We start from the raw sequence: 22,352 nt of genomic DNA, 5'->3' as shown, positions 1-22,352 counted from the left end.
TCTCATAACTGTGCTGCCATGCTACTGTAGCGTGGCGCGTCCACGACGCTGCACAGAGGCAGATTTATGATGGACACTGTTCCACATACCTTCGTGATCGCCGGCGGTGGCACGGCGGGTTGGATGGCTGCGGCTGCGCTATCCCGCTTTACGCCGCCGGGTACACGGATCGTACTGGTCGAAAGCGATGCGATCGGCACTGTGGGCGTGGGCGAGGCCACGATCCCGCAAATCCACAATTTCAACCGCGCGCTCGGTTTCGACGAACGCGAATTCCTGCGCGCGACGCGTGGCACCTTCAAGCTCGGCATCGAATTCGACGGCTGGCTGCGTGCGGGCGAGCGTTACATGCACGCTTTCGGCCCAATCGGGCGCGCGCATGGCCTGCTGCCCTTCCAGCATTACTGGATTCGCGCCCGGCAGCTCGGCTTCGCCAAGCCGCTCTCCGCCTATTCGCTGAATGAGACAGCCGCGCGGCAGATGCGGATGCAGAAGGGCCGAACCAGCGTGGGCATCGAACTGCCCTACGCCTACCATTTCGACGCCGGCCTTTATGCCGCCTTCCTGCGCGACTTCGCCGAAGCACGCGGCGTGCGACGGGTGGAAGGCGTAATTGCGTCGGTCGAACGCGATGGCGAGAGCGGCGACATTACCGCTCTGGCGCTGAACGATGGCGAGCGCATCGAAGGTACCTTCTTCATCGATTGCACCGGTTTTCGCGCCTTGCTGATTGGCGAGGCAATGGAAGCGCGCTTCGACGATTGGAGCGCTTACCTGCCCTGTAATCGTGCCATAACCGTGCCGTGCGAAGGAGTGGCCGAGATCACGCCCTACACCCGCGCCACCGCGCGCAAGGCAGGCTGGCAGTGGCGCATTCCGCTACAGCATCGCATCGGCAACGGGCTGGTCTACTGCGCGGACTTCATGTCTGATGACGAGGCCGCCGAAACGCTGCTCGCCAATCTCGATGGCGAAGTACAGGCCGATCCGCGCCCAATTCGTTTTACCACGGGCGCGCGCCGGCAGCACTGGGTTGGCAATTGCCTTGCCGTGGGCCTCTCCGCCGGATTCATGGAGCCGATGGAATCGACCAGCATCCACCTGATCCAGAGCGCGATCAGCCGCTTCCTCTCGGTCGTCCCCGGAGGCAGGGCCGACCCCGCGACAATCGACTGGTTCAATGCGCAAAGCCGCTTCGAGTGGGAGCGTATTCGCGACTTTCTCGTGCTGCATTACACCGCCAACCAGCGCGAGGGCGAACCTTTCTGGGATCATGTGCGCACCATGGACCTTCCCGACACGCTCAGCGCAAAGATCGCGCAATGGAAAGCAACCGGCTTCATCCACCGCGAGCATGAAGAGCTGTTTACCGAGGTCGGCTGGTTCCAGGTGCTCGCCGGGCAAGGCGTCAAGGCGCAAAGCTACAACCCGCTTGCCGATGCGCTGCCCGAAAGCGATCTGCGCGCCATGCTTGAAGGCGTCGAAGGCGCGCTGGACGCTGCTGTGCAGCCGATGACAAATCACACCGAATTCCTGCAATCCTACACAGGCGGCATGGTCCGCACGGAGATACCCGCATGATGATCCGTAATGCTCTTGCCATGGCACTCGCCGCCACCATGCTGCCCGCTTGTGCCACCGCGCAGGAAACAACCATGCCCGCCCGCACCGATGCGGCGACGATGGACGATGCGGCCTATCTGGAGCGTCTGCCGAGCGAAGAGGTCATCTACTTCGTCCTGCCCGACCGCTTCGAGAACGGCGATACGTCCAACGATACCGGCGGCTTCGAAGGTGGGCGGCTGGAGCATGGCTTCGACCCGACCCATCGCGGTTTCTTTAATGGCGGGGACCTGGCAGGCCTGACTTCGCGGCTCGATTATCTCGAGGAACTGGGCATCACCGCCATCTGGTTCGCGCCGATCTTCCAGAACAAGCCTGTTCAGGGCCCTCCGGGTGACGAAAGCGCCGGGTATCACGGCTATTGGGTCACCGATTTCACCCGGCCCGACAGCCATTTCGGCACGCCGGAAGAGTTCGCCACCTTCGTGGACGCGGCCCATGCGCGCGGGATGAAGGTCTATATGGATATCATCACCAACCACACCGCCGATGTGATCCGCTTCGCAGAGGGTGATGAGACTGGCTACGCCTATCGCAGCCAAGGCGATTTTCCCTATTCTACGCGCGGTGGGCCGGACGGTGCGCCGATCAATGAAGGCTTCATGGGGCCGGGCGACAGTAGCGAGAAGAACTTCGCGCGCCTGACCGATCCGACATGGGCCTACACCCCGGTCGTGCCGGAGGCGGAGCGCGATGTGAAAGTGCCCGCTTGGCTCAACGATCCGATCTACTACCACAATCGCGGCGATACGACCTTCACCGGAGAAAGCGCTCGGCTGGGCGATTTCGTCGGGCTGGACGACCTTTTCACAGAGCATCCCCGCGTGCGCGCCGGGATGATCGATATTTTCTGCGACTGGATCACCACCACTCGCGTCGATGGCTTCCGCATCGATACGGCGCGCCATGTCGATCCCGGCTTCTGGCACGAATTTATTCCGGCGATGGAACGCTGCGCCGATCAGGCGGGTATACCCAACTTCCACATGTTCGGAGAGGTCTTCGCGGAGGAACCGACCGCCGGCTATATCGCTGAATATACCCGCCGTGACCAACTGCCCGCAGTGCTGGATTTCGCCTTCGCCTCCGCCATGCGCGAAGTGCTGGGGCGCGGGCAGGGCACCTTCATCCTCAATCGCCTCTACGATGGCGACGTATTGTACGAAGGCGGTGCAGATGCCGCGCTCAACCTGCCGACTTTCCTCGGCAATCACGATCTTGGCCGCTTCTCCACCCTGTTAAAGCAGGATATGCCCGAGATCTCGCAGGACGAGCTGCTGAGCCGCGTGATGCTCGGCCACGCTATGATGATGAGCCTGCGCGGATCGCCGACCGTCTACTACGGCGACGAGCAGGGCTTTGTCGGCGACGGCAACGACCAGATGGCGCGCGAGACGCTGTTTCCCAGCCTGGTGGACGAATATAACGACAACGACCTGATCGGCACCGATGCGACCACGGCGGAAGAGAATTTCGACCAGACGCATCCGCTCTACCAGCTGATTGCGCGATTTTCGCAGATCCGCCTTAGCCATCCCGCTCTCACCCGAGGGCACCAGATGGTGCGGCATTACGAGCAGGAACCAGGCCTCTTCGCGGTCAGCCGCGTGGACGAGGAAGGCGGGCAGGAAGTGCTGGCCGTATTCAACACGAGCGGCGAGGAACGCTCTGTCAATATGTGGGTGCCCTACGATGCGCGCGCCTTTGTCGCAATCGAAGGCGATTGCCCCGCCGCGCCGACCGCACCCGGCAGCGCAGCCTTCACAATCCCGGCCTTTGGCTGGGCGTTGTGCCGCGTCAGCGAGCGCGCCGAATGAGCGCGTCGCAATCCTCTATGCCATGGTGGAAAGGCGCAGCGATCTATCAGATTTATCCGCGCAGCTTCATGGATTCCAATGGCGACGGGATCGGCGACCTGCCGGGCATTACAGCCAAGCTGGACCATGTCGCCAGCCTGGGCGTCGACGGTATCTGGATCAGCCCGTTCTTCGCCAGCCCGATGAAGGATTTCGGCTATGACGTGTCGGATTACCGCGACGTCGACCCGATCTTCGGCACGCTGGACGATTTCGACGCGCTGGTCGCCCGCGCGCACGAGCTCGGCCTCAAGGTCCTGATCGACCAGGTCTATTCGCATACATCGGACGAGCACGCCTGGTTCGAGGAAAGCCGCGCCAGCCGCGACAACCCCAGGGCGGACTGGTATGTGTGGGCGGACCCGAAGGCCGATGGCTCGCCACCGTCCAACTGGCAGAGCGTGTTCGGCGGTCCGGCCTGGACATGGGATGCGCGCCGCGGGCAGTATTACCTGCACAATTTCCTCGCCTCGCAGCCGCAGCTGAACTTGCACAATGTCGATGTGCAGGATGCCGTGCTGGACGTGATGCGCTTCTGGCTGGATCGCGGCGTCGACGGCTATCGTATCGATGCGCTGAATTTTGCCATGCACGATCCGGAGCTGAAGGATAATCCGCCGGCACCGGACAACGGCAAGCAGCGCACGCGCCCGTTCGATTTCCAGCTGCGCATCCACAACCAGTCGCATCCCGACATTCCCGACTTCATCGCGCGCATCCGCAAGCTGACTGACCAGTATGACGCGATCTTCACGGTCGCCGAAGTGGGCGGTGACGATGCCGACCGCGAGATGAAGCTGTTTACGCTGGGCGAGAGCCACCTCAATTCCGCGTATGGGTTCGATTTCCTTTATGCCGATGCCTTGACGCCCGGCCTCGTCTGCGATGCGCTGGGCATGTGGCCCGACAAGGAAGGCATGGGCTGGCCCAGCTGGGCTTTTGAGAACCACGATGCTCCACGCGCTCTCTCGCGCTGGTGTGCACCGGAGGATCGGCCTGCCTATGCGCGGATGAAGGCGCTGCTGCTGGCTGTACTGCGCGGCAACATCATCATCTACCAGGGGGAGGAACTGGGCCTGACACAGGTCGATATCCCGTTCGACCAGCTGCATGATCCCGAAGCCATCGCCAACTGGCCACTGACGCTAAGCCGCGATGGCGCGCGCACGCCCATGCCGTGGAAAGACGGCTGCGGCTGCGCCGGCTTTGGCAGCGATACGCCATGGCTGCCAGTGGGCGAGGATAATTTCGGCCGTTCGGTAGAGCGGCAGGAGAACGATCCCGCCTCGCTGCTCAACCATACGCGGGCTATGCTCAAGATGCGCAATGCCCATCCGGCTCTGCGCTACGGCGCGATCAGCCGCTGCGAGATACGCGGTGACATGCTCGTGCTGGAACGGGTGGCCGACGGCGAGATGGTCACGGCCTTTATCAATACCGGCGGCGAGCAACTGTCGCTCCAGCCCGGTGAAGCTGCCGGCAAGGTGCTGGCAACTGTCAATGACGCTACCGCTTCCCGCCTTCCTCCATTTGCTGCATTGGTGGTGCAACCATGAATATGATCCGATCCGTCGCTTTCGCCGCAGCGCTGGCTGCTTTCCCCGCGCTGGCGCATGCGGGCACCGTAACCTCTCCCGATGGTCGCATCGTCGCCACGCTGGATGCGACGGGCGAAGGCGTGCCCAGCTATTCGGTCTCCTTCGACGGCGAGCCGGTAATCACCGAAAGCACCATCGGTTTCACATTCACCGATGTGGATCCCATGCGCCGCAATTTCGCGATCGTCGAAGAAACCACCAACAGTGTCGATACGACGTGGGAGCAGCCCTGGGGCGAGCGCCGCATCATTACGGACCGGCATAACGAGCTGGCCGTCACTTTCCGCCAGCAGGATGATGCCGCGCGGCAGATGACGGTGCGCATGCGCGTGTTCGACGATGGCATCGGCTTCCGCATGGAATTCCCCGAGCAGGATAGCCTGCCTGTCGCCAATATCGCCGAGGAGCTGACCGAATTCCGCATCGCCAGCGATGGCGAGGCTTGGTCGATCCCGGCAGGCGACTGGAATCGCTATGAATATCTCTACGAGCGCACGCCGATCAGCGCGCTCTCCACGGTGCACACGCCCGTTACCATGATCCTCGAGAATGGCACGCATATCTCTTTCCACGAGGCCGCTCTGGTCGATTATTCCGGCATGTGGCTGCGACGCATGGAAGGCACGCGCCTGCGCGCGCAGCTGTCGCCCAGTCCGCGCGGGCCGAAAGTGATCCGCGAAGGCGCTTTCCACACGCCATGGCGCACGATCCAGATCGCCGATGGCGCTGCCGGACTGTTCGAAAGCGCAATGATCCTCAACCTGAACGAGCCCAATGTGCTGGGCGATGTCAGCTGGTTCGAGCCGCACACCTATCTCGGCATATGGTGGGAGATGCATCTCGACACCCATAGCTGGGCCTCCGGAGAGCGCCACGGCGCAACGACCGAGCGCGCGCGTGAGATCATCGACTTCGCTGCGGAAAACGGCTTTCGCGGCATTCTGATCGAAGGCTGGAACCTCGGCTGGGACGGCGCATGGTTCGGCAATGGCCGCGAGTTCAGTTTTACCGAAGCCTATCCCGATTTCGACATCGTTGCAGTCACCGATTACGCCCGCGAACGCGGCGTGCGGATCATCGGCCACCACGAGACCGGCGGCAATATCGACGTTTACGAAGCGCAGCTGGAAGAGGCGATGGCCTTTTACGAAAGCCTCGGCATCGATGCCGTGAAAAGCGGCTATGTCGCCGATGCGGGCGGCGTGATCGCGCCCGACGGTGAGGGCGGAGAGACCTTCGTCTGGCATGACGGACAGGAAATGGTGAACCACCACCTGCGCGTGGTGCGCGAAGCGGCTGAACACCGCATCGCGATGAACCCGCATGAGCCGATCAAGGATACTGGCCTTCGCCGCACCTATCCCAACTGGGTCAGCCGAGAAGGCGCGCGCGGGGCGGAATACGACGCATGGGCGGTGCCGAAGAACGATCCGGGCCATGTGCCCGAACTGATCTTCACGCGCATGCTGTCAGGCCCGTTCGATTACACGCCCGGCGTGTTCTCTCTGGCAGGCCGCGGCGCGGCCGAGCCGGACATTCCCAGCACGCTGGCCCGCCAGCTTTCCTTCTACATCACCATCTATTCGCCCATCCAGATGGTCGCCGACATTCCTGAGAACATCGCCGCCTGGCCACGCGCGCTCGACTTCGTGCAGCGGGTCGGCGTCGATTGGGAGGAGAGCCTCCTGCTTGATGGCGCGGTGGGCGAATATGCCGTGATTGCACGGCAGGTGCGCGAGGACAGCACGTGGTTCGTCGGTGGCACGACGGACGAGCAGCCGCGCGACACCACGATCACGCTCGACTTCCTCGATCCGGGCGCGGAATATCTCGCGACCATCTGGGAAGACGGTGAAGGGGCGGACGGCATGGGCGATGATCGCCACGCCATGAATGTGCGGACGGTAACGGTGCGCCAAGGCGATACGCTGGACGTCCACATGGCCCGCGCCGGCGGCTTCGCTATCGAGATCGCGCTTTCCGGCGAATGATCCGCGCGCTCGTCCTCGGCCTTGCCTGCTTCGCTCTCGCATCCTGTGTGGCGGTGCAGCAGGCGAGTTCCGGTGTGCCGGTCTATAGATGAGCGAGCCAATGCCGCCTCATGTCGTCGTCCTTGGAGGCGGCAGCGCAGGGTGGATCACCGCCTGCCTGTTGCACAAAGCATGGGGTGAGCATGGCGGCAAGGTGACCGTGGTCGAAAGTCCGGAAATTGGGATCATCGGCGTGGGCGAGGGATCGACCCCGCAGCTGAAAGCCATGTTCGACCATCTCGGCATTGCCGAAGCGGACTGGATGGCGGCCTGCGATGCGACTTACAAGCTGGGCATTCGCTTCACCGGCTGGAGCGAGCGGCCGGGCTTCGAGAGCTATTTCCATCCGTTCCCGTGCGCAGTGGACCTGCATAGCGAGCCGGACTTCACACAGAACTGCACGCTGGCGCGGCGCGGCTTCGATGTTCCCGCGCACCCCGATGACTGGTTCCTGGCCTCGATACTGGCCGATGCGGGCAGCGGTCCGCAACCTGCCGACACATTCCCGTTCCCGCCGACGTACGGCTATCATTTCGATGCTTACAAGCTCGGCGCTTTCCTGCGCGACTGGGCGGTAGAGCGCGGCGTCGATCATAGGGCGCTAAAGGCAGAAAAGGTGGAGCTATCGGGCCATACCGATGTCGCTGCCCTGCTATGCGAGGGCGGGGAGCGGATCGAGGGCGACATCTTCGTCGATTGCTCGGGTTTCCGCGCCATGATCGCGGGCGACGCGCTTGGCGGGGAGTTCCTGCCCTTCGCCGAAAACCTGTTCGCCGACCGGGCCGTAGTGGTTCCGACCGAAAAGGTCGCGCAGTTCAAGCCGCAGACTGGCGCCATCGCCATGTCGTCCGGCTGGCGCTGGCATATCCCGCTCACCACGCGCACCGGCAATGGCTATGTCTATTCTTCCCGATACATCTCGGATGAGGACGCGGCGGCGGAATTGCTGCACGCTGTCGGCCTGAAGGATGACGAGACAGAACCGCGCTTCCTTCGCATGAAAGTGGGTCGCATGGCGAAAAGCTGGCGCGGCAATTGCCTTGCGGCGGGTCTCGCACAGGGCTTCATCGAACCGCTGGAAGCGACCGCGCTGCACATCGTCATCGCCACTGCACTCGACTTCGCAGCCGCGTATGAGGCAGGCGGATTCTCGCCCGAGCATCGCGACCATTTCAATCGCCAGACGGCGCTGCGCTATGAAGCGATCCGCGATTACATCGTCGGGCACTACCGTCTGAACCAGCGCAGCGACGCAGCCTTCTGGCGCGACAATGCGGCGAACCAGAACCTGTCGGACGAACTCAAGGCTATGATCACCGCGTGGTTCACACATAAGGACATCGCTGCCACGAATGCAGAGCGATATTCGGTGCAGGCCTATTCCGCGGCCAGCTGGCACTGCCTGTTTGCCGGATACGGAACTTTCCCGGCGCCTGCGAAGATGCAGCCGCTGCCTGCCAACCTGAAAGCGGCTGACCATGGGGCCATCACGTCGATGCTGGCCGCATGTGCGCGCAACTTCTCCCCTGTCGACTGGAGCTGATCGCCGCGGCTTGCAGCTGAACTACCATCGCCGTGTGCTACCTGTTACGCCTGCGATCGTGAGACGGATACCTTCGCCTATCGATGAATTTTCCTTGCGCCCCGCTACAGGTGCGTCCGCGCTGTTCCGCAGCATCCTGCGCTATATCCGGCCGAGCGCGGTGCAAACGGCGATTGTCGTCATCCTCGCCGCGATATTGGAAGGGACAGGCATCATGCTCCTTCTGCCGGTCGCGGAAGTCATCTTTGCGCAAGGCGGCGATGCAGCCGGGCAGGGCACGGGCGTGACGCAGCGAGTGATCGGCGTGCTGCGCGATGTCGGGGCGACCAGCACCATGCAGCAATTGGCAGTCATTGGCAGCGGCTTCGTGGCGCTGGTGATCCTGCGCGCGGCGATCCTGCTACGCCGCGATGTCCTGCTGATGGAGCTGACACAAGGCTTTGTGGACGCTGAACGGCATCGCTTCTTCGGCAAGCTAGCCGATGCACAATGGCCGGTCATCAAGCGCTACCGGCGCGCCCACCTGCTCGACATGATGACGAACAATATCGAGCGCGTCGCCGTCGCCATGGACTTTCTGGCACGTACGCTGGTGACCTTCGCGCTCGGGCTGGCGCTGCTCGCGACCGCATTCATCGTATCGAGCGTGCTGGGCATCGCGCTGCTCGCCATGCTGGCAGCGGGGCTCGTGTTCGCTTTTGCGTGGAGCAGGCGCAGCCACGCAGCCGGCGAGGCGCTCAACCTCGCCCATCGCAGCGTAATGAGCGAAACGACGCGCTTTTTGGAAGGCCTGAAGACCGCGAAGAGCGCCCGCGCCGAAAACACTTTGGCAGACGGATTTGCGCGGCAGGTTGCCGAAGTGCGCGCGATCTTCATCGCCTTCACCCGCCAGCAGGCGAACCTTCGCAACGCTATCCAGATTCTCGCCGCCGTCGGCGCGCTGGCTGTGCTGCTAATCGGCTATGGCCTGCTTGGCCTCACGGGGCCGGAACTGTTGGTGATGGCCGCGATCATCCTGCGCCTCGCGCCCAGCCTGATCGCCCTGTTCGGCGGCATCCAGTCGGTGGCCTACGCGCTTCCTGCCTATAGCGATTTGCTGACGGTCGAGGCGGAGCTCGAGGCGGCGAAGAGCGACGATGTCGAGAGCGACGCAAAGTCTGGCTCGCACGGCGAGATGACCGGCTCACTCATCTGGCACGATTGCACTGTGCAGGTGGCCGGCCCCGGCGCCGAGTCGCTCATACTGGCGCAAGTCGACGAACTTTGCCTGCCACCCGGAACGCTGGCGCATATCGGCGGCCCCTCGGGCGCGGGCAAATCCACGCTGGCAGAACTCATCGCGGGTCTGCACTTGCCTGCCACCGGGACGATGCGCAGCGGACAGCTCGAACTGACGCCGGCGACCCGCCGGGCATGGCAGGCGGGGATTGCCTTCGCGCCGCAAGAACCCTTCCTCTTCGACGGCACGGTGCGCGAAAATCTGTGCTGGCCGGACCTCACGCCGGATGACGATGCGATATGGGATGCGCTGAAAACGGCTTGCGCCGACGATCTCGTACGCAGCCTGCCCGGCGGCCTGGATGAGGCGTTGCTCGATGGCGGAGCGCGCTTGTCGGGCGGAGAGCGCCAGCGCCTGTGCCTCGCGCGCGCCCTGTTGAGGCCGCGTCACATCCTCATCCTCGACGAAGCGACATCGGCCATGGATGCCGTGCTGGAGCGCGAGGTCGTCTCCCGCCTGAAAGCCGTCGCCGGGCAGGGCATTATCGTGATGGTGTCCCACTCCCATAATGCCCGCGACCTGGCCGACATCAAGATCACGATACGCGGCGGAAAAGCGCAGTTGCTGAACTAACGCAGGCTTTACGTGCCCGCCTGGCACCGTCTAAAGACCATAGTGTGGTGGGAAAAAGCAAAGACGCCTCTGCCGACGCGGCAATGGAACTGATCGGCGGCAGCCCGATCGCCTCCGTGGTGAGCGATCCTCGCTTGCCCGACAATCCGATTATTGCGTGCAATCAGGCATTTATCGACCTTACCGGCTATGCCGAGGACGAGATCGTCGGGCGCAATTGCCGATTCCTTTCCGGTCCTGGCACCGAGCCCTGGCTCACCGAAACCATCCGCGAAGGGGTGCGCGAGCGTAAGCCCGTGATGGTGGAGATTCTCAATTATAAGAAGGACGGCGGCGCATTTCGCAACGCCGTGGTTGTCGCGCCGATTTTCGATGAGGAAGGCGAACTCGAATATTTCTTCGGCTCGCAGGTCGAGCTTGATGAAGATGCCAGCGGCCCGAGCCTGACCCGCCGGGTGCGCGCTATCGAGAAGATCAAGGATCTCTCCAAGCGCCAGCTGGAAGTGCTGGAAATGGTCGCCAAGGGACTGAGAAACAAGCAGATCGCGTGGGAACTCGGCCTATCGGAAAAGACCATCAAAATGCATCGCGGCATTGCCATGGACAAGCTGGGCGCGCAGAGCAGTGCGGAGATGATCCGGCTGGCTGTCGAAGCGGGTATCTAACCGGTTAACGACGGGCCCAAAGCCCGTATTTCCTTTATCGGGACTTGGTCTAGGCAGAGAAGGCATCGTAGCCGGCCAGCGGGGCCCACCTTCCTTCCCTCCACGCCCTGCTCTCCATCCCACCTCCTCCGGCTACGATGCCCCCCTATCAGGCAGCACCAGTTGCGACGGGTCGTTGATCGGGCCCGATCGGGATGACGATATCGGCGAGCTGCGGCATCTCTTCGAGCATGTGCAGGGTTAGTCGTTCATCCAGATCGAGAAAGCGCTGAACCTCCTCGTCGCTCATAAGGCCGGGCGCGTCGGGTTCGCGCTCGCGCAGCTTCGCTTCCTGCAAGGCCCGGTTGCGACGCACCGCATCGAAATCCGCAACCTTCAGCATGATGAGCATATCGAGCTGCGCAAAGAGCCGGGCATAATCGGCGCCGAGCCACATATTGACGAGGCTGCGCCATACGAGGTCCGGGTCTTCCTCCGCTTCCAGAGCGTTGACCGGCTCCGCCAGCGCTGCTTCCGGCTGTGGCTTGGCCCCGACACACCAGCCCTCGAACAGCAGGACATCGACGGGGCCTGATATGGTGACGCCTTGCTTCGCCCGGTCATCGCGACTCTTCTCGAAGCGGGGCATCTCGAAAGTGCGGCCCGCCAGCACAGCCTCGATAATGTCGAAGGCAAATCCCGGCGCATGCGTGCCCGGTACGCCGCGTGTCGCGAAAAGCGGGTGGACTTCCGCCGCAAGTTGCTGCCGTTGCGACTTTGCCAGGTAGATGTCGTCGATGGACAGGGTGACGGCGCGCAGGCCGCGTTTTTTCAGCAATATCTCCAGGAAACGGCAGACCGTGCTCTTGCCGGTGCCCTGCGCACCATTGATGCCGACGATGAGCGGTGTCCGGCCGGCAGCACGGCGCGCGATTTGCGTTGCAAGGGGTGTCCAGTGCCGCTCCACCACGTCGCGGTAATCGGCAGGCAATCTCTCTTCAGCGATCAGGGTGTCGATTGGATCGGTCATGGCGTGAAGCGTCTCTTAGAATTGCGCTTGGTAGACAAAGCGAGCGCCTCAGTCGTCACTTAGAAGTTGCGGGCCGAGCATGAGCAGCATTCGCGTGTCCATCACAAGGCCGCGCGCGCGGAAATCGGCAACGGTGGCAGCAAAGCCTGCCAGCGGCACGCGGTGGACTGTGATGTTTTCCCCCTCCACGCCGCCACCGTCCGAGACCTTGGTAAGGCCCGTGGCCTTGAGTAGCGTAAAGCCTTCGCTGGTCATGCCGGGGGAAGAGAAGAATTCGCCCACCTCCTCCCAATGGTGCGCGCGGTAGCCGGTCTCTTCTTCCAATTCGCGCTTAGCGGCATCCAGCGCGCTGTCGTCGTCTGCGCCGTCATCGTCGCCGATCAGGCCGGCGGGAAGTTCCAGCGTGCGACGACATAACGCGTAGCGGAATTGCTCCACCAGCAGCACGTGACCATCCTCAATGGCGAGGATCACCGCAGCCCTGATGGCGTCGGTGCGCGCGGCATATTCCCACCTGCCGCGACTTCGCGCCTCGATCCACTTGCCCTTCCAGAGGGTCTTTTCGGGCGGCAGGTCTTCGGGTTCGCTCATGCGCGCTGCGCTATCGAAGCATCACAGCTCGATCAAGCGGTCGGGCAATTCGTTCTCGTCATCGCTTCCGCGCGGAAAATGTTGCGAGAGAACTACGCCTACATCGCGCACGCCGGCAGCGATTCCTTCCGCCACGCGTCCCTCACGGATTTCGGCCAGCATGTCGGCCATCGCCTCGCCCCAGACGTCTGGATCGACTTTCTCGTGGATCGGTTCGTCGGCGACGATTTCGGCGCGATGTTCGGACATGGAGAGATAGAGCAGCACGCCGGTCTTGCCATGCGTCTGCCCGTCCGCGCCAACCTTGAAATGGCGGATGGCGGCATCGCGCACGCGCTGCGTTTTTATGGGGCCGGGAATGAGGGCGAAACGCACAGCCGGGATCAGCAAAAGAAGCCAGACCAGCGCGAACACCACCAGCCCGCTGCCGACCACAAGGCTGGCGAAATTACCGAGCGACCACTCCTCGCCGCTCCATCCGCCTGCAAACACCGCATCCCATTGACCGGTCGCCGCTTCGGGAAAGGCAAGGAGCACGCTCATCACTGTAAAGGCAAGCGCGGCGGCCCATGTCAGCGCGATATCGGAATAGCCATCGGACATTTGCGCGATGACCGGTACGATCTCGCCGCTCGTCGTCGCTTCGGCTTGCTCCACGGCGTCCGAGACGATCCTGTGTTCCGCTTCGCTCAATATCGGCATTGTCACCATCCCCCCGAGGCGCCGCCGCCTCCCGACATACCGCCTCCGAAGCCACCGAATCCACCGCCACCGGAAAACCCGCCGCCGCCGCCAAAGCCGCCGCCCCAACTGCCGCCACGAGAGCCGCTGGCACCGCGTGCGATGGCCTTTCCGGCTTCCCACAGGATGATGTCGCCCACCGCGCCACCTAGCGCGCTACGGCGGCGATAGCGGCGCGATTTGCCGCCGGTGATGGCGGGCAGGATGAAGAAGAAGAACAGGAAGCCGATCCAGATGAAGGTGCCGATAGGTATGCCGCCATCGCTTTTGCGGTGGTTCTCGGCAGAGGCCTGGGCTGCTTCCTCTATCGCGATGGCGTCCTCCGGCGAGTTGGCGAGGTGAGCGAGAATGGCATCCACGCCTTCGGTGACGCCCGCATCGTAATCACCTTCGCGAAAGCGCGGCGTGATGACGTTGTTGATGACCCTGCCGGACATGATGCCGCCGAAATAGGGATGCAGGCCGTACCCCACCTCTATCCGCATCCGGCGATCATCGCGGGAAACCAGCAGAAGCAGACCGGTATCGCGCTGCGCCCCGCCGATGCCCCAATCCGCGAACAGCGCCGTGGCATAGGGTTCGAGGACCGCGCCATCCAGTGACGGGATTGTCGCGATCACGATGGCGTGGCCGGTTTCGAGATTATACGCTGTCAGCCGCTCGTTGAGATCGGCCTCGGTCTGTCCGGAGAGGATATCCGCGCCATCGTAAACCGGCACGTCGGGCCGAGGTGGCAGGTCGTAATCCTGCGCGGCAACCGGCGTGGCTAGCAGCGTGAGCGCCGCGAACAGCATGGCGACGAAGCGGATCACGCTGCCGCGCCCTTCACGCTCGGCAATCGGGATGATGAAAGGCAGCGCGCGCCTCACTCTTCATCGATAATGCGCGAGAGATCGACGTCGGGATTGTCCGTCTCGCTCGCTTCGAAATATTCCAGCGGTTCGGACCCATGAATGATATTTGCGCCGATCGTGGAGGGGAAGGTGCGGATCTCGGTGTTATAGTCGCGCGCCGCATCGTTGTAGCGCACGCGCTCCGTATTCACGAGATTGTTCGCCTCGTCCAAGGCCACGCGCAGGTCGGCCCAAGCGGCACTGCTGCTGATTTCGGGATAGCTCTCGATCACGGTACGCAACTGGCCGAGCGCCTGCGTCAACTGGTTCTGCGAGGCCTGGAAATTCTCGAAAGTTTCAGGATCGGACAGGTCGTCTGTCGTAATGTTGATCGCAGTCGCTCTCGCTCGCGCGTCGATCACTTCGGTCAGGATATTGCGCTCCGAAATGGCTTCCGCCTGTGCAATCTCGACGAGGCCGGGAATTAGATCGCTGCGGCGCTGCAACGCGCTTTCCACATTGCCCCACTGCGCCTTGGCGGCTTCCTCCTTGGTGGGCACCGAATTGATCCCGCAGGAGGCAAGCGCCACGCTGCCGAGGATGAGGGCGAACAGCATCGAAATGCGCTTGAGCATGGGGCGGGTCCTTCCTGAACGAGTGGCCTGACGGGCAGGTGTATTGTGAATATAGCACGCCGCCGAATGTTTTCAAACACGAACGCAATGCGCCGGGGCTTTCCAATGGGATGAATATTCGTAAACTATAACCATCAAAGACAATCGGACGGGGACTGCGATGCTGAAGGATTTCAAGGAATTTATCGCCAAGGGCAATGTGATGGAACTGGCCGTTGCGGTCATCATCGCAGGGGCCTTTGCCGTGATCGTCAGTTCGCTGACGGACGATGTTATCATGCCGCTTGTCGGCTATGTATTCGGCGGGGCGGATTTCTCCAATTATTTCATCCTCCTCTCCGCTCCGGATGGCTATGATGGCGACCCCAGCGATTACGCTGCGCTGAAAGAAGCAGGCGCTGCGATGATAGGCTACGGCGCATTCATCACCGCCATCGTAAACTTCCTGATTCTCGCGTTCATCATCTTCCTGCTTGTCCGCTACACCAAGAAGGTGACGGCCCGATTCGAGGAGGAGAAGGCGGCGGAAGAACCTGCAGGTCCGACCGAGATCGACCTGCTCAAGGAAATTCGCGACGAGTTGAAGAAGCGCCCCTGAGCGCGCCTCTCTACCCAATACACTTCACATTAAGCGGGCGGGGCCTATATAGGTCCTGCCCGTTTTTGCGGGATATGGCGATAAATTGCGCTGTGTAATAGGTACAACGGACCCGGGGGCAGTACCCGGCGGCTCCACCAAAAATGGCGGTTTTCCGCCGTTCCTGATGGGGCCGAACTAGGATCGACGTGTGCTGAAAGACAGTGTTTTTGCCCGGGCTGAAAACCCCGTAAAACTGTTCAAAACCTATAAGTGCCAACGATAACGAAGCACTCGCTATTGCAGCGTAATTCGACGTCCTAACGGACTGACATTACAAAGCTAAAGCGCGGTTGGACCCACCGGGCAACAGAAGCGGATTCCGGGGCTCCGAGGGTAGCTAGCAACAGAAACCCTCACCTTATCACACGATACTCGAAAAGATGCTGAGCGCAGCTGGGAGCGTGCGCTGACTGCTAGATTTTCTCAGGAATGGCCTTCGCGGCCTCTTTCGCCGCACGCTCGTGCTTCAGGCAATCCAAGATCTTCGCGCCGGCCAAGAACACAGCGCCCGTGCAGGCGAGGAACAGCAGAATGCCGGGCCAGCCGGGATACTCTTCCAGATAGGCTGCGCCGCGGCTGGTTGCGCCCAGCGCCAGCGCGTAAATGATCAAGAACGCTTCTAAGCGTGTCTTGATCACGAACAATCGGCCTATCTTCCTGAACATGCCTGTTTTTGCACCCGTTTCTCTTTAACCTTTGACCTCGCAACGAGCGTGCCAATCGCGCAGTTCCGCGCTTTCTATGGTTAACCGATCTGCGAGTGTAAACGAGGCCGACAGGGACGGCAAATGTCAGGCAAGTTCGGTGATCCCCAGCGCGTCCAGCAATGCGGCCCGAGCGATGCGGATGGTGCCGGCAAGCGTGTCGGAGCCGATTTCGCCGGTGTCGATATGTTCGGGCCAGTATTGCCCGATCACATCCTCCAGTAACGCAGCCTTGTTTTCATCAAGCATAAAGCGTTGGTCCACCTTGGCCGGATCGGCGACCACGCGCAGGCGCAGGCATGCCGGGCCGCCGCCATTGGCCATGGATTGGCGCACATCGACATAGCGTATGGCGCGAATGGGCTGATTGCCGCCGACCGCCTCTGCAGCCCATGCGGTCACGGCTTTGCTGTCCGCGCATTCGCCGGGCGCGACCAATTCCATCGACCCGTCGGGCAAAGTCACCAGTTGCGAATTGAAGAGATAGGTGCCGATGGCTTCGGAAAGGCTCACGGCTTCTTCCGGCACCTCGACCACTTCCAGCGCGGGGAAGGCTGCGCGGATCGCTGCATAGGCCGCGGACTGGTCGGCAAAGGCCCGGGCGTGGGTGAAGAGCACCCGTTCATTCGCCACCGCCACTACATCGTTGTGAAACGCACCTGCCGCGATGGCTTCGGGGTTTTGCTCAATGAACACCGTGCGCGCCGGATCGAGACCGTGCCGCCGCGCCACGGTGCGGCTCGCCTGTTCATGCTGGCGCGCGGGGAAAGGGCCGCCGCTGCGGCCGTAGACGAACACTTCCACGCCCTTGCCGCCGTGCCCTTCGCAAAAGCGCATGTGATTGGCCGCGCCTTCATCGCCGAAACAGGCGGGGGCCGGATGCATCACGCGAAAATGCGCAGGGTCCGCAAATGCGAGGCTGAGCTGGTCGTATGTGTCCGGCCATTCCATGCTGCGATGCGGCATGGTGACGAGGTTGGCGACGCTCAACTTGCAGATACCATCCGGCGTATCGGGCGCCGGGCTGACGGTGGCGGCATTGGCCGTCCACATGGAACTGGCAGACCAAGCCGCCGCGATCAGCGCGGGGTCGGTGTCATCGTCGGCAGCAATCTCATCCAGCCATTGCTTGCTGGGACGCGGCAGCGGCAGCAAGAAGCCCTGCGCCAGGCCCCGCTCCATGTTCTGCCGCATTTTGGCGACACCCTGCAGCGCGGCCGCACGCGGGTAGGACCTGGCCCCGGCATTCTTCGTCGCCGCAAGGTTGCCAAGGCTAAGGCCGGCGTAATTGTGGCTGGGGCCGACGATGCCGTCGAAATTGATTTCTTGAAGGGCCATCCGAATGTCTTTCCGCTCACCCTGAGCCTGTCGAAGGGTCGTACTTCTCTTTTGCGCCGCGCTTAAAGAAAAAGCGATCCTTCGACAGGCTCAGGATGAGCGGCATTCTGGTGTTACCGCGCGATACTCCACACGGTCTCGCCTTCGCCGATCCGCAGCAGTTCCGCCGCTTGCGCGTCAATCCGGACAGCCTCGCTGTCGATCTCCCGCGCGCCGTAGCAACAGCGGAAATCTTTCAGGCGGCCCGCCGCGATCAGCGCCTTCTCGCCCTTGCCCAAAGCCGCGTCCGACACCGTGCCGCGATGCGCGTCGGCGATGGAGCGTACCTTGTCGGTTTCGGCCAGCATGGTGGGGCCGCCATCGAAAATGTCGACATAGCCCTGATAGGAAAATCCTTCATTCTCCAGCATCCGCATGGCCGCGCGGCCGCTAGGGTGGGGCAGGCCGATGACCTTTTTCGCTTCCTCGCCCAGCATGGCGATATAGACCGGGTGCTTGGGCATCAGGTCGGCGATAAACTGGTTGCCGTTGATGGCGTTGAACTCGTCCGCTTCCTGAAAGCTCATGCCGAAGAATTTGCCGCCGATGGCATCCCAAAAGGGCGATCCGCCGCGCTCGTCGATAATGCCGCGCAGCTCTGCCAGAATACGGTCGCCGAACCGCTCGCGATGGGCGGCGATGAAAAGATAGCGGCTGCGCGCCAAGAGCAGGCCGAGCCCGCCTGCGCGTTCGCCGGGGTGGAGAAACAGGCCGCCCACTTCGCTGGTGCCGCCCAGATCGTTGACGAGGCTGAGAAGCTCTGCCGTCACCGTGCGGTCCAGCTCCTGTGAATACTGGGTCAGCGTATTGATGCGGTAGGAATAGAACGGATATTGCCGACCGACGGCGGTAAAAACCTGGCAGGTACCGCGCACATCGCGGGTTTCGGTATTTTCCAGCGCCAGCACGAAGGTTTCGGGCTGGATGTCGTCGCCTTGGCGCGAAAAGGCGGCGTTCGACCCTTCCAACTTGCCTGTCAACGAGGCGCGATCGGGGGGGAGATTGGTAAAGCCACCGCCCGTCAGTTTTGCCATTTCGTAAAGGTGCTGCAGGTCATCGGCCAGCGCCGGACGGATGACGAAACTCACAGATTTTCTCCGGTGGCGAGGCGGTGCATGACGATGGCCGAAAGCTGCGCGCGTTCGGTGAGCGACGGGGCGATCATGAACTCGTCCGGCGAATGGATCTTGCCGCCGCGCACGCCCATCGTATCCACGACCGGCACATGGTTCGCCGCGATGTTGTTGCCATCGCACACGCCGCCCGTGCTCTGCCAGCCAATTGTGTGGCCCAGCGCCGCGCCGCTATCGCGAACCAGGTCGAACAGTTTCTGCGCGCGTTCGTCCACCGGCTTGGGCGGGCGCGAAATGCCGCCATGCAGTGCGACGGACAAATCATGATCGGTGCCGAGGTCGGCAATCAGCCGCGTGAGTTCCCGCTCGAATTGCTCGGCGGCGTCGGTCGTTTTCGGGCGAATGTTGAAGCGTAGCACGGCATGATCGGGCACCACGTTGTTGGCCGCGCCGCCATCGATCTTCGCCGGATTGATCGGCAGGTCCGCGTGCTGCAATTCCTTCAGCCGCACGGCGGCATCTGCCGCGGCCACAATCGCATTTCGGCCATCCTGCGGATTGCGACCGGCATGGGCGCTTTTGCCCGTGAAAGTCAGCGTGTAATTGCCGCTGCCGCCGCGCGCATGCGCCAGCGTGCCGTCGGGCAGGGCGCTCGGCTCGTAAGTCAGCGCAGCATATTTGCCGCGTGCCAACTCGTCGATCAGCGCCGCAGAAGCGAGCGAGCCGGTTTCCTCATCGGAATTGATCATCACATCGTAGCCGATCCGGCTGGAATCCTTGCTTTTTTCCAGCGCCATCAATGCTTCTGCGATGATCGCGATACCGCCTTTCATATCCGCCGTGCCGGGGCCGTTCAGCACATCGTCGTCCAGCCATTTCTGGCTCTGAAAGGGGTGATCGACCGGGAAGACCGTGTCCATATGGCCTGTCAGCAGCAGGCGGCGCTCGGCATCGGGGCGCACCGACAGCACGAGGTGGCGGCCATGGGGCTTTTCAACCTCATACCCTTCGGCATTGACGACGGTGACCGGCGCGGGATCGTGCAGCGTCACGTCACCGGGCAGCGCGGAAAAGGCATCGGCCAGCGCGTCTGCCATGCGGGCGAGGCCATCCAGATTTTCCGTTCCGGAATTGATCGCGACCCAGTCCTGCGTTCGCGATAACATGCGTTGCTGGTCGATATGCTGGGTCAGGTTCCGTTCGGCTGGCGAAAGTGCTGTCATGCCGCAAGGCCTTACGCCGCATGGCGCGCCTGTCAAATGCAGCAAGCTGTGGTGAAGCCTTTACCCGCCGCTAAGGGAATTCAGCTAAGCGAAGCCGATTAGTGAGACGACGACAGGACACACCATGCCAGGCGCAGCGCAGACGGACAGGAAGGACCAGCGTTCAAACGTGATGCTGCGTGCGTCCGTCGCCGACGCGCAAGGCACGCGCGAGGCAAGCATCTCTGACGTTTCGGAACGCGGACTGCTGGGCAACATGGAAAATCCGCCTGAGCGCGGCGAGTTCATCACAATTCTTCTCCCCTCGCAGGAAGTGGCAGGCCAGGTGCGCTGGGTGCGCGGACGCGAGTTCGGCGTGCGGCTTCGCGAAAGGCTCGACGTGCACAGCCTTTTCGGCAGCGCGCGCAAACCCCGGCGGAAAAGTGCCCCTGTCGCTGCGCCTTCCGCAGAGGGTGAAAACCAGAACGCGCTTACCGCCTATGCCGTGCTTGGCATCTGCGCCTTGGCTGCCGCCTACCTGATCGCCAATTTCTTCATTTTGTGAGCACCCGCGCGACGTCGACGTAGTCCGCGACGCTCAGAGTCTCGGCGCGGCGCGTCGGGTCGATATTGCAAGCGGCGAGCGCGTCCAGGGCACCGTCCAGACCCTTCAGGCTTTGCCGCAGCATCTTGCGGCGCTGGCCGAATGCGGCTTCGGTCAGGCGCGACAGCACCTTTTGCGACACGCCTTCGGGCGCCGAATTCGGCTCGACATGGATGATCGCACTCATCACCTTGGGCGGCGGGGTGAAGGCGCTGCGATGCACTTTCATGGCAAGGCGCGGGGTGCTGCGCCACTGTGCCAGCACGGCGAGCCTGCCATAGGCGCTGCTTCCCGGCTTGGCGACGATGCGCTGGGCGACTTCTTGCTGAAACATCAGCGTGAGGCTGGTCCATTGCGGCGGCCAAGCGTCTGCCTCCATCCAGCGTGTGAACAGGAGTGTGCCGATATTGTAGGGCAGGTTCGCCACCACGGCGAAAGGCTCGCCCATCAGCGCGCCGTGATCGATGGCGAGCGCATCCTCTTCGACCACGCGAAGCTGGTTCGGGAAAGCCTCCTGCACTTCGGCGAGCGCCGGGATGCAGCGGCTGTCGCGTTCGATGGCCGTCACGCGGGCTCCGGCGCGCAGCAAGGCGCGCGTCAGGCCGCCGGGTCCGGGCCCGATTTCCAAGACCGCCTTGTCGTCGAGAGAGGCGGGGATTGCGGCGATCCGGTCCAGCAATTGCTCGTCAAAAAGGAAATTCTGCCCCAACGCCTTGCTGGCGGAAAGGCCGTGCGCCGCGATGACTTCGCGTAAAGGGGGCAAGCTCACGACGTCTGGGCCCGCCGCGCCGCGATCTCGCCGGCCATGCGGATGGCGGCAATCATTGCATTGGCGCGCGCAATGCCCTGTCCGGCGATATCGAAGGCCGTGCCATGATCGGGCGACGTGCGCACGATGGGCAGGCCGAGCGTGACGTTCACCCCCTCGTCAAATTCGAGCGCTTTCAGCGGCACCAGCGCTTGATCGTGATACATGGCGATGGCGACGTCATAGCTGCCGCGCTTGTGAGTGGCGAAAAGCGTGTCGGCGGGATGCGGGCCGGTCGCGTCGATACCTTCGGTGCGCAGGGCGGCGATGGCCGGCGCGATGATGTCGATCTCTTCGCGGCCCATGCGGCCATCCTCCCCGGCATGCGGATTGAGCCCGGCGAGCGCAATGCGCGGGTGAGCGATGCCATAGTCCGTGCGCATGGCCCGCGCGACGATGCGGGTGCGATCCACGATCAGGTCGCGCGTCAGCAGGCCGGATACATCCGCCAGCGCGCAATGCACCGTCATCGGTACGGTTTTCAGCGACGGCCCTGCCAGCATCATGACGGATGCCTCATGTGGCAAGTCGCACGCCTCGGCCAGCCGCTCGGTCTGGCCGATAAAGCCGGGGTCGATGGCGGCGATGGCCGACTTCGCGACAGGTGCCGTCACCAGCCCGGATGCGCGAGTGCCGGTGGCAAGCGCTATCGCATAATGCAGGGAATCCAGCGAAAGCTGCGCGCCTGCCGTTGTGGGGGTTCCTGGCGTATACTCGCCATCGAAAGTACCGATCACGGGCAGCGCGCCTGCGAAGACCTTTTGCGCCTCGCGCGGATCGGCGATGCGCTCGGTCTGGAAAGGCAAGCCGATCTTTTCGGCAGCGGCAGTCAGCACGGCAGCGCCACCGCATACCGCGAAGGGTGGTAGGCTCAGCTGCTTACGCTCCGCATAAATGCGGGCGATCAGTTCGGGACCGACCCCTGCCGGGTCGCCGATAGACACGGCAAGCGGCAGAGTGGAGGTCAT

20 protein-coding genes and 1 other RNA gene are annotated in these 22,352 nt (G+C 62.7%); 10 read left to right on the top strand and 11 right to left on the bottom strand.

All coding sequences use genetic code 11. From position 1 onward, the window contains the following. Positions 1–69: 69 nt before the first annotated feature. The 7 genes from BMF35_RS00165 (at position 70) to BMF35_RS00135 (ending at position 11,167) form a co-directional block, all read left to right on the top strand. A complete protein-coding gene (locus BMF35_RS00165; protein ID WP_047006181.1) occupies positions 70–1,581 on the top strand; it encodes a tryptophan halogenase family protein in 1,512 nt (503 codons plus the stop codon). Beyond that, positions 1,581–3,440 (top strand): alpha-amylase family glycosyl hydrolase, encoded by a 1,860-nt coding sequence (locus BMF35_RS00160; protein ID WP_418202105.1) that lies wholly within the window; start codon positions 1,581–1,583, stop codon positions 3,438–3,440. The genes BMF35_RS00165 and BMF35_RS00160 overlap by 1 nt, the downstream gene beginning before the upstream one ends. Further along, complete coding sequence (locus BMF35_RS00155; protein ID WP_047006180.1) at positions 3,437–5,035, top strand: alpha-amylase family glycosyl hydrolase; 1,599 nt, start codon at positions 3,437–3,439, stop codon at positions 5,033–5,035. Before BMF35_RS00160 ends, BMF35_RS00155 begins: the two co-directional genes overlap by 4 nt. After that, a complete protein-coding gene (locus BMF35_RS00150) occupies positions 5,032–7,068 on the top strand; it encodes a glycoside hydrolase family 97 protein (RefSeq protein WP_156172059.1) in 2,037 nt (678 codons plus the stop codon). Before BMF35_RS00155 ends, BMF35_RS00150 begins: the two co-directional genes overlap by 4 nt. An 88-nt stretch (positions 7,069–7,156) precedes the next feature. Further along, entirely contained in the window at positions 7,157–8,650 is a 1,494-nt protein-coding gene (locus BMF35_RS00145) for a tryptophan halogenase family protein (RefSeq protein WP_047006179.1), read from the top strand. A 94-nt stretch (positions 8,651–8,744) separates the two neighbouring features. Continuing rightward, positions 8,745–10,502, top strand: a complete 1,758-nt coding sequence (locus BMF35_RS00140) for an ATP-binding cassette domain-containing protein (protein WP_047006178.1) — start codon at positions 8,745–8,747, stop codon at positions 10,500–10,502. A gap of 83 nt (positions 10,503–10,585) precedes the next feature. Next, positions 10,586–11,167 carry a LuxR C-terminal-related transcriptional regulator gene (locus BMF35_RS00135; RefSeq protein ID WP_047006585.1) on the top strand — a complete coding sequence of 194 codons (582 nt, stop codon included), beginning with the start codon at positions 10,586–10,588 and terminating at the stop codon, positions 11,165–11,167. Positions 11,168–11,315: 148 nt separating this feature from the next. Here BMF35_RS00135 and BMF35_RS00130 read toward each other — a convergent pair whose 3' ends face one another. From BMF35_RS00130 to BMF35_RS00110, 5 genes are read right to left on the bottom strand one after another with little or no spacing between them, the layout of a single operon-like run. Beyond that, positions 11,316–12,176: a hypothetical protein gene (locus BMF35_RS00130; protein ID WP_047006177.1), complete on the bottom strand. Its 861-nt coding sequence runs from the start codon at positions 12,174–12,176 to the stop codon at positions 11,316–11,318. 48 nt (positions 12,177–12,224) lie between these two features. Continuing rightward, entirely contained in the window at positions 12,225–12,767 is a 543-nt protein-coding gene (locus BMF35_RS00125) for an NUDIX hydrolase (protein ID WP_047006176.1), read from the bottom strand. A 21-nt stretch (positions 12,768–12,788) separates the two neighbouring features. Continuing rightward, the gene (locus BMF35_RS00120; RefSeq protein ID WP_173426181.1) at positions 12,789–13,469 is read right to left on the bottom strand and encodes a TPM domain-containing protein; all 681 of its coding nucleotides are present in this window, start codon (positions 13,467–13,469) and stop codon (positions 12,789–12,791) included. A 2-nt stretch (positions 13,470–13,471) separates the two neighbouring features. Then, a complete protein-coding gene (locus tag BMF35_RS00115; RefSeq protein ID WP_236781528.1) occupies positions 13,472–14,377 on the bottom strand; it encodes a TPM domain-containing protein in 906 nt (301 codons plus the stop codon). Then, on the bottom strand, positions 14,374–14,976 hold the full coding sequence (locus BMF35_RS00110) for a LemA family protein (protein WP_047006174.1): 603 nt from the start codon (positions 14,974–14,976) through the stop codon (positions 14,374–14,376). Before BMF35_RS00110 ends, BMF35_RS00115 begins: the two co-directional genes overlap by 4 nt. A gap of 160 nt (positions 14,977–15,136) precedes the next feature. On the opposite strand from BMF35_RS00110, the gene mscL reads away from it, so the two are divergent. Both mscL and ssrA read left to right on the top strand, forming a co-directional pair. Next, positions 15,137–15,574: a large conductance mechanosensitive channel protein MscL gene (gene mscL / locus BMF35_RS00105; RefSeq protein WP_047006173.1), complete on the top strand. Its 438-nt coding sequence runs from the start codon at positions 15,137–15,139 to the stop codon at positions 15,572–15,574. Between the two features lie 19 nt (positions 15,575–15,593). Continuing rightward, positions 15,594–15,937: a transfer-messenger RNA gene (gene ssrA, locus BMF35_RS00100) on the top strand. Positions 15,938–16,029: 92 nt separating this feature from the next. On the opposite strand, the gene BMF35_RS00095 is transcribed toward ssrA, so the two are convergent. The 4 genes from BMF35_RS00095 to BMF35_RS00080 form a co-directional block, all read right to left on the bottom strand. Beyond that, positions 16,030–16,281: a hypothetical protein gene (locus tag BMF35_RS00095; RefSeq protein ID WP_047006172.1), complete on the bottom strand. Its 252-nt coding sequence runs from the start codon at positions 16,279–16,281 to the stop codon at positions 16,030–16,032. Between the two features lie 126 nt (positions 16,282–16,407). After that, complete coding sequence (locus BMF35_RS00090) at positions 16,408–17,658, bottom strand: N-succinylarginine dihydrolase (RefSeq protein ID WP_047006171.1); 1,251 nt, start codon at positions 17,656–17,658, stop codon at positions 16,408–16,410. A 113-nt stretch (positions 17,659–17,771) separates the two neighbouring features. Next, on the bottom strand, positions 17,772–18,785 hold the full coding sequence (locus BMF35_RS00085) for an arginine N-succinyltransferase (RefSeq protein WP_047006170.1): 1,014 nt from the start codon (positions 18,783–18,785) through the stop codon (positions 17,772–17,774). After that, complete coding sequence (locus tag BMF35_RS00080) at positions 18,782–19,993, bottom strand: hydrolase (protein WP_047006169.1); 1,212 nt, start codon at positions 19,991–19,993, stop codon at positions 18,782–18,784. Before BMF35_RS00080 ends, BMF35_RS00085 begins: the two co-directional genes overlap by 4 nt. A 124-nt stretch (positions 19,994–20,117) precedes the next feature. On the opposite strand from BMF35_RS00080, the gene BMF35_RS00075 reads away from it, so the two are divergent. After that, the gene (locus BMF35_RS00075; protein WP_047006168.1) at positions 20,118–20,537 is read left to right on the top strand and encodes a PilZ domain-containing protein; all 420 of its coding nucleotides are present in this window, start codon (positions 20,118–20,120) and stop codon (positions 20,535–20,537) included. Here the strand turns inward: BMF35_RS00075 and rsmA are convergent. Together rsmA and pdxA are read right to left on the bottom strand one after the other, a co-directional pair. Further along, on the bottom strand, positions 20,527–21,345 hold the full coding sequence (rsmA, locus tag BMF35_RS00070; RefSeq protein ID WP_047006167.1) for a 16S rRNA (adenine(1518)-N(6)/adenine(1519)-N(6))-dimethyltransferase RsmA: 819 nt from the start codon (positions 21,343–21,345) through the stop codon (positions 20,527–20,529). The two genes, BMF35_RS00075 and rsmA, sit on opposite strands and share 11 nt — an antisense overlap. Beyond that, positions 21,342–22,352 carry a 4-hydroxythreonine-4-phosphate dehydrogenase PdxA gene (gene pdxA, locus BMF35_RS00065; protein WP_047006166.1) on the bottom strand — a complete coding sequence of 337 codons (1,011 nt, stop codon included), beginning with the start codon at positions 22,350–22,352 and terminating at the stop codon, positions 21,342–21,344. The genes rsmA and pdxA overlap by 4 nt, the downstream gene beginning before the upstream one ends.

Origin of the sequence: Aurantiacibacter gangjinensis (assembly GCF_001886695.1) — a bacterium.
GTDB classification, from domain to species: domain Bacteria; phylum Pseudomonadota; class Alphaproteobacteria; order Sphingomonadales; family Sphingomonadaceae; genus Alteraurantiacibacter; species Alteraurantiacibacter gangjinensis.
Note: the sequence above shows the minus strand (reverse complement) of the source record. Positions and strands in the feature narration are given on the sequence as shown.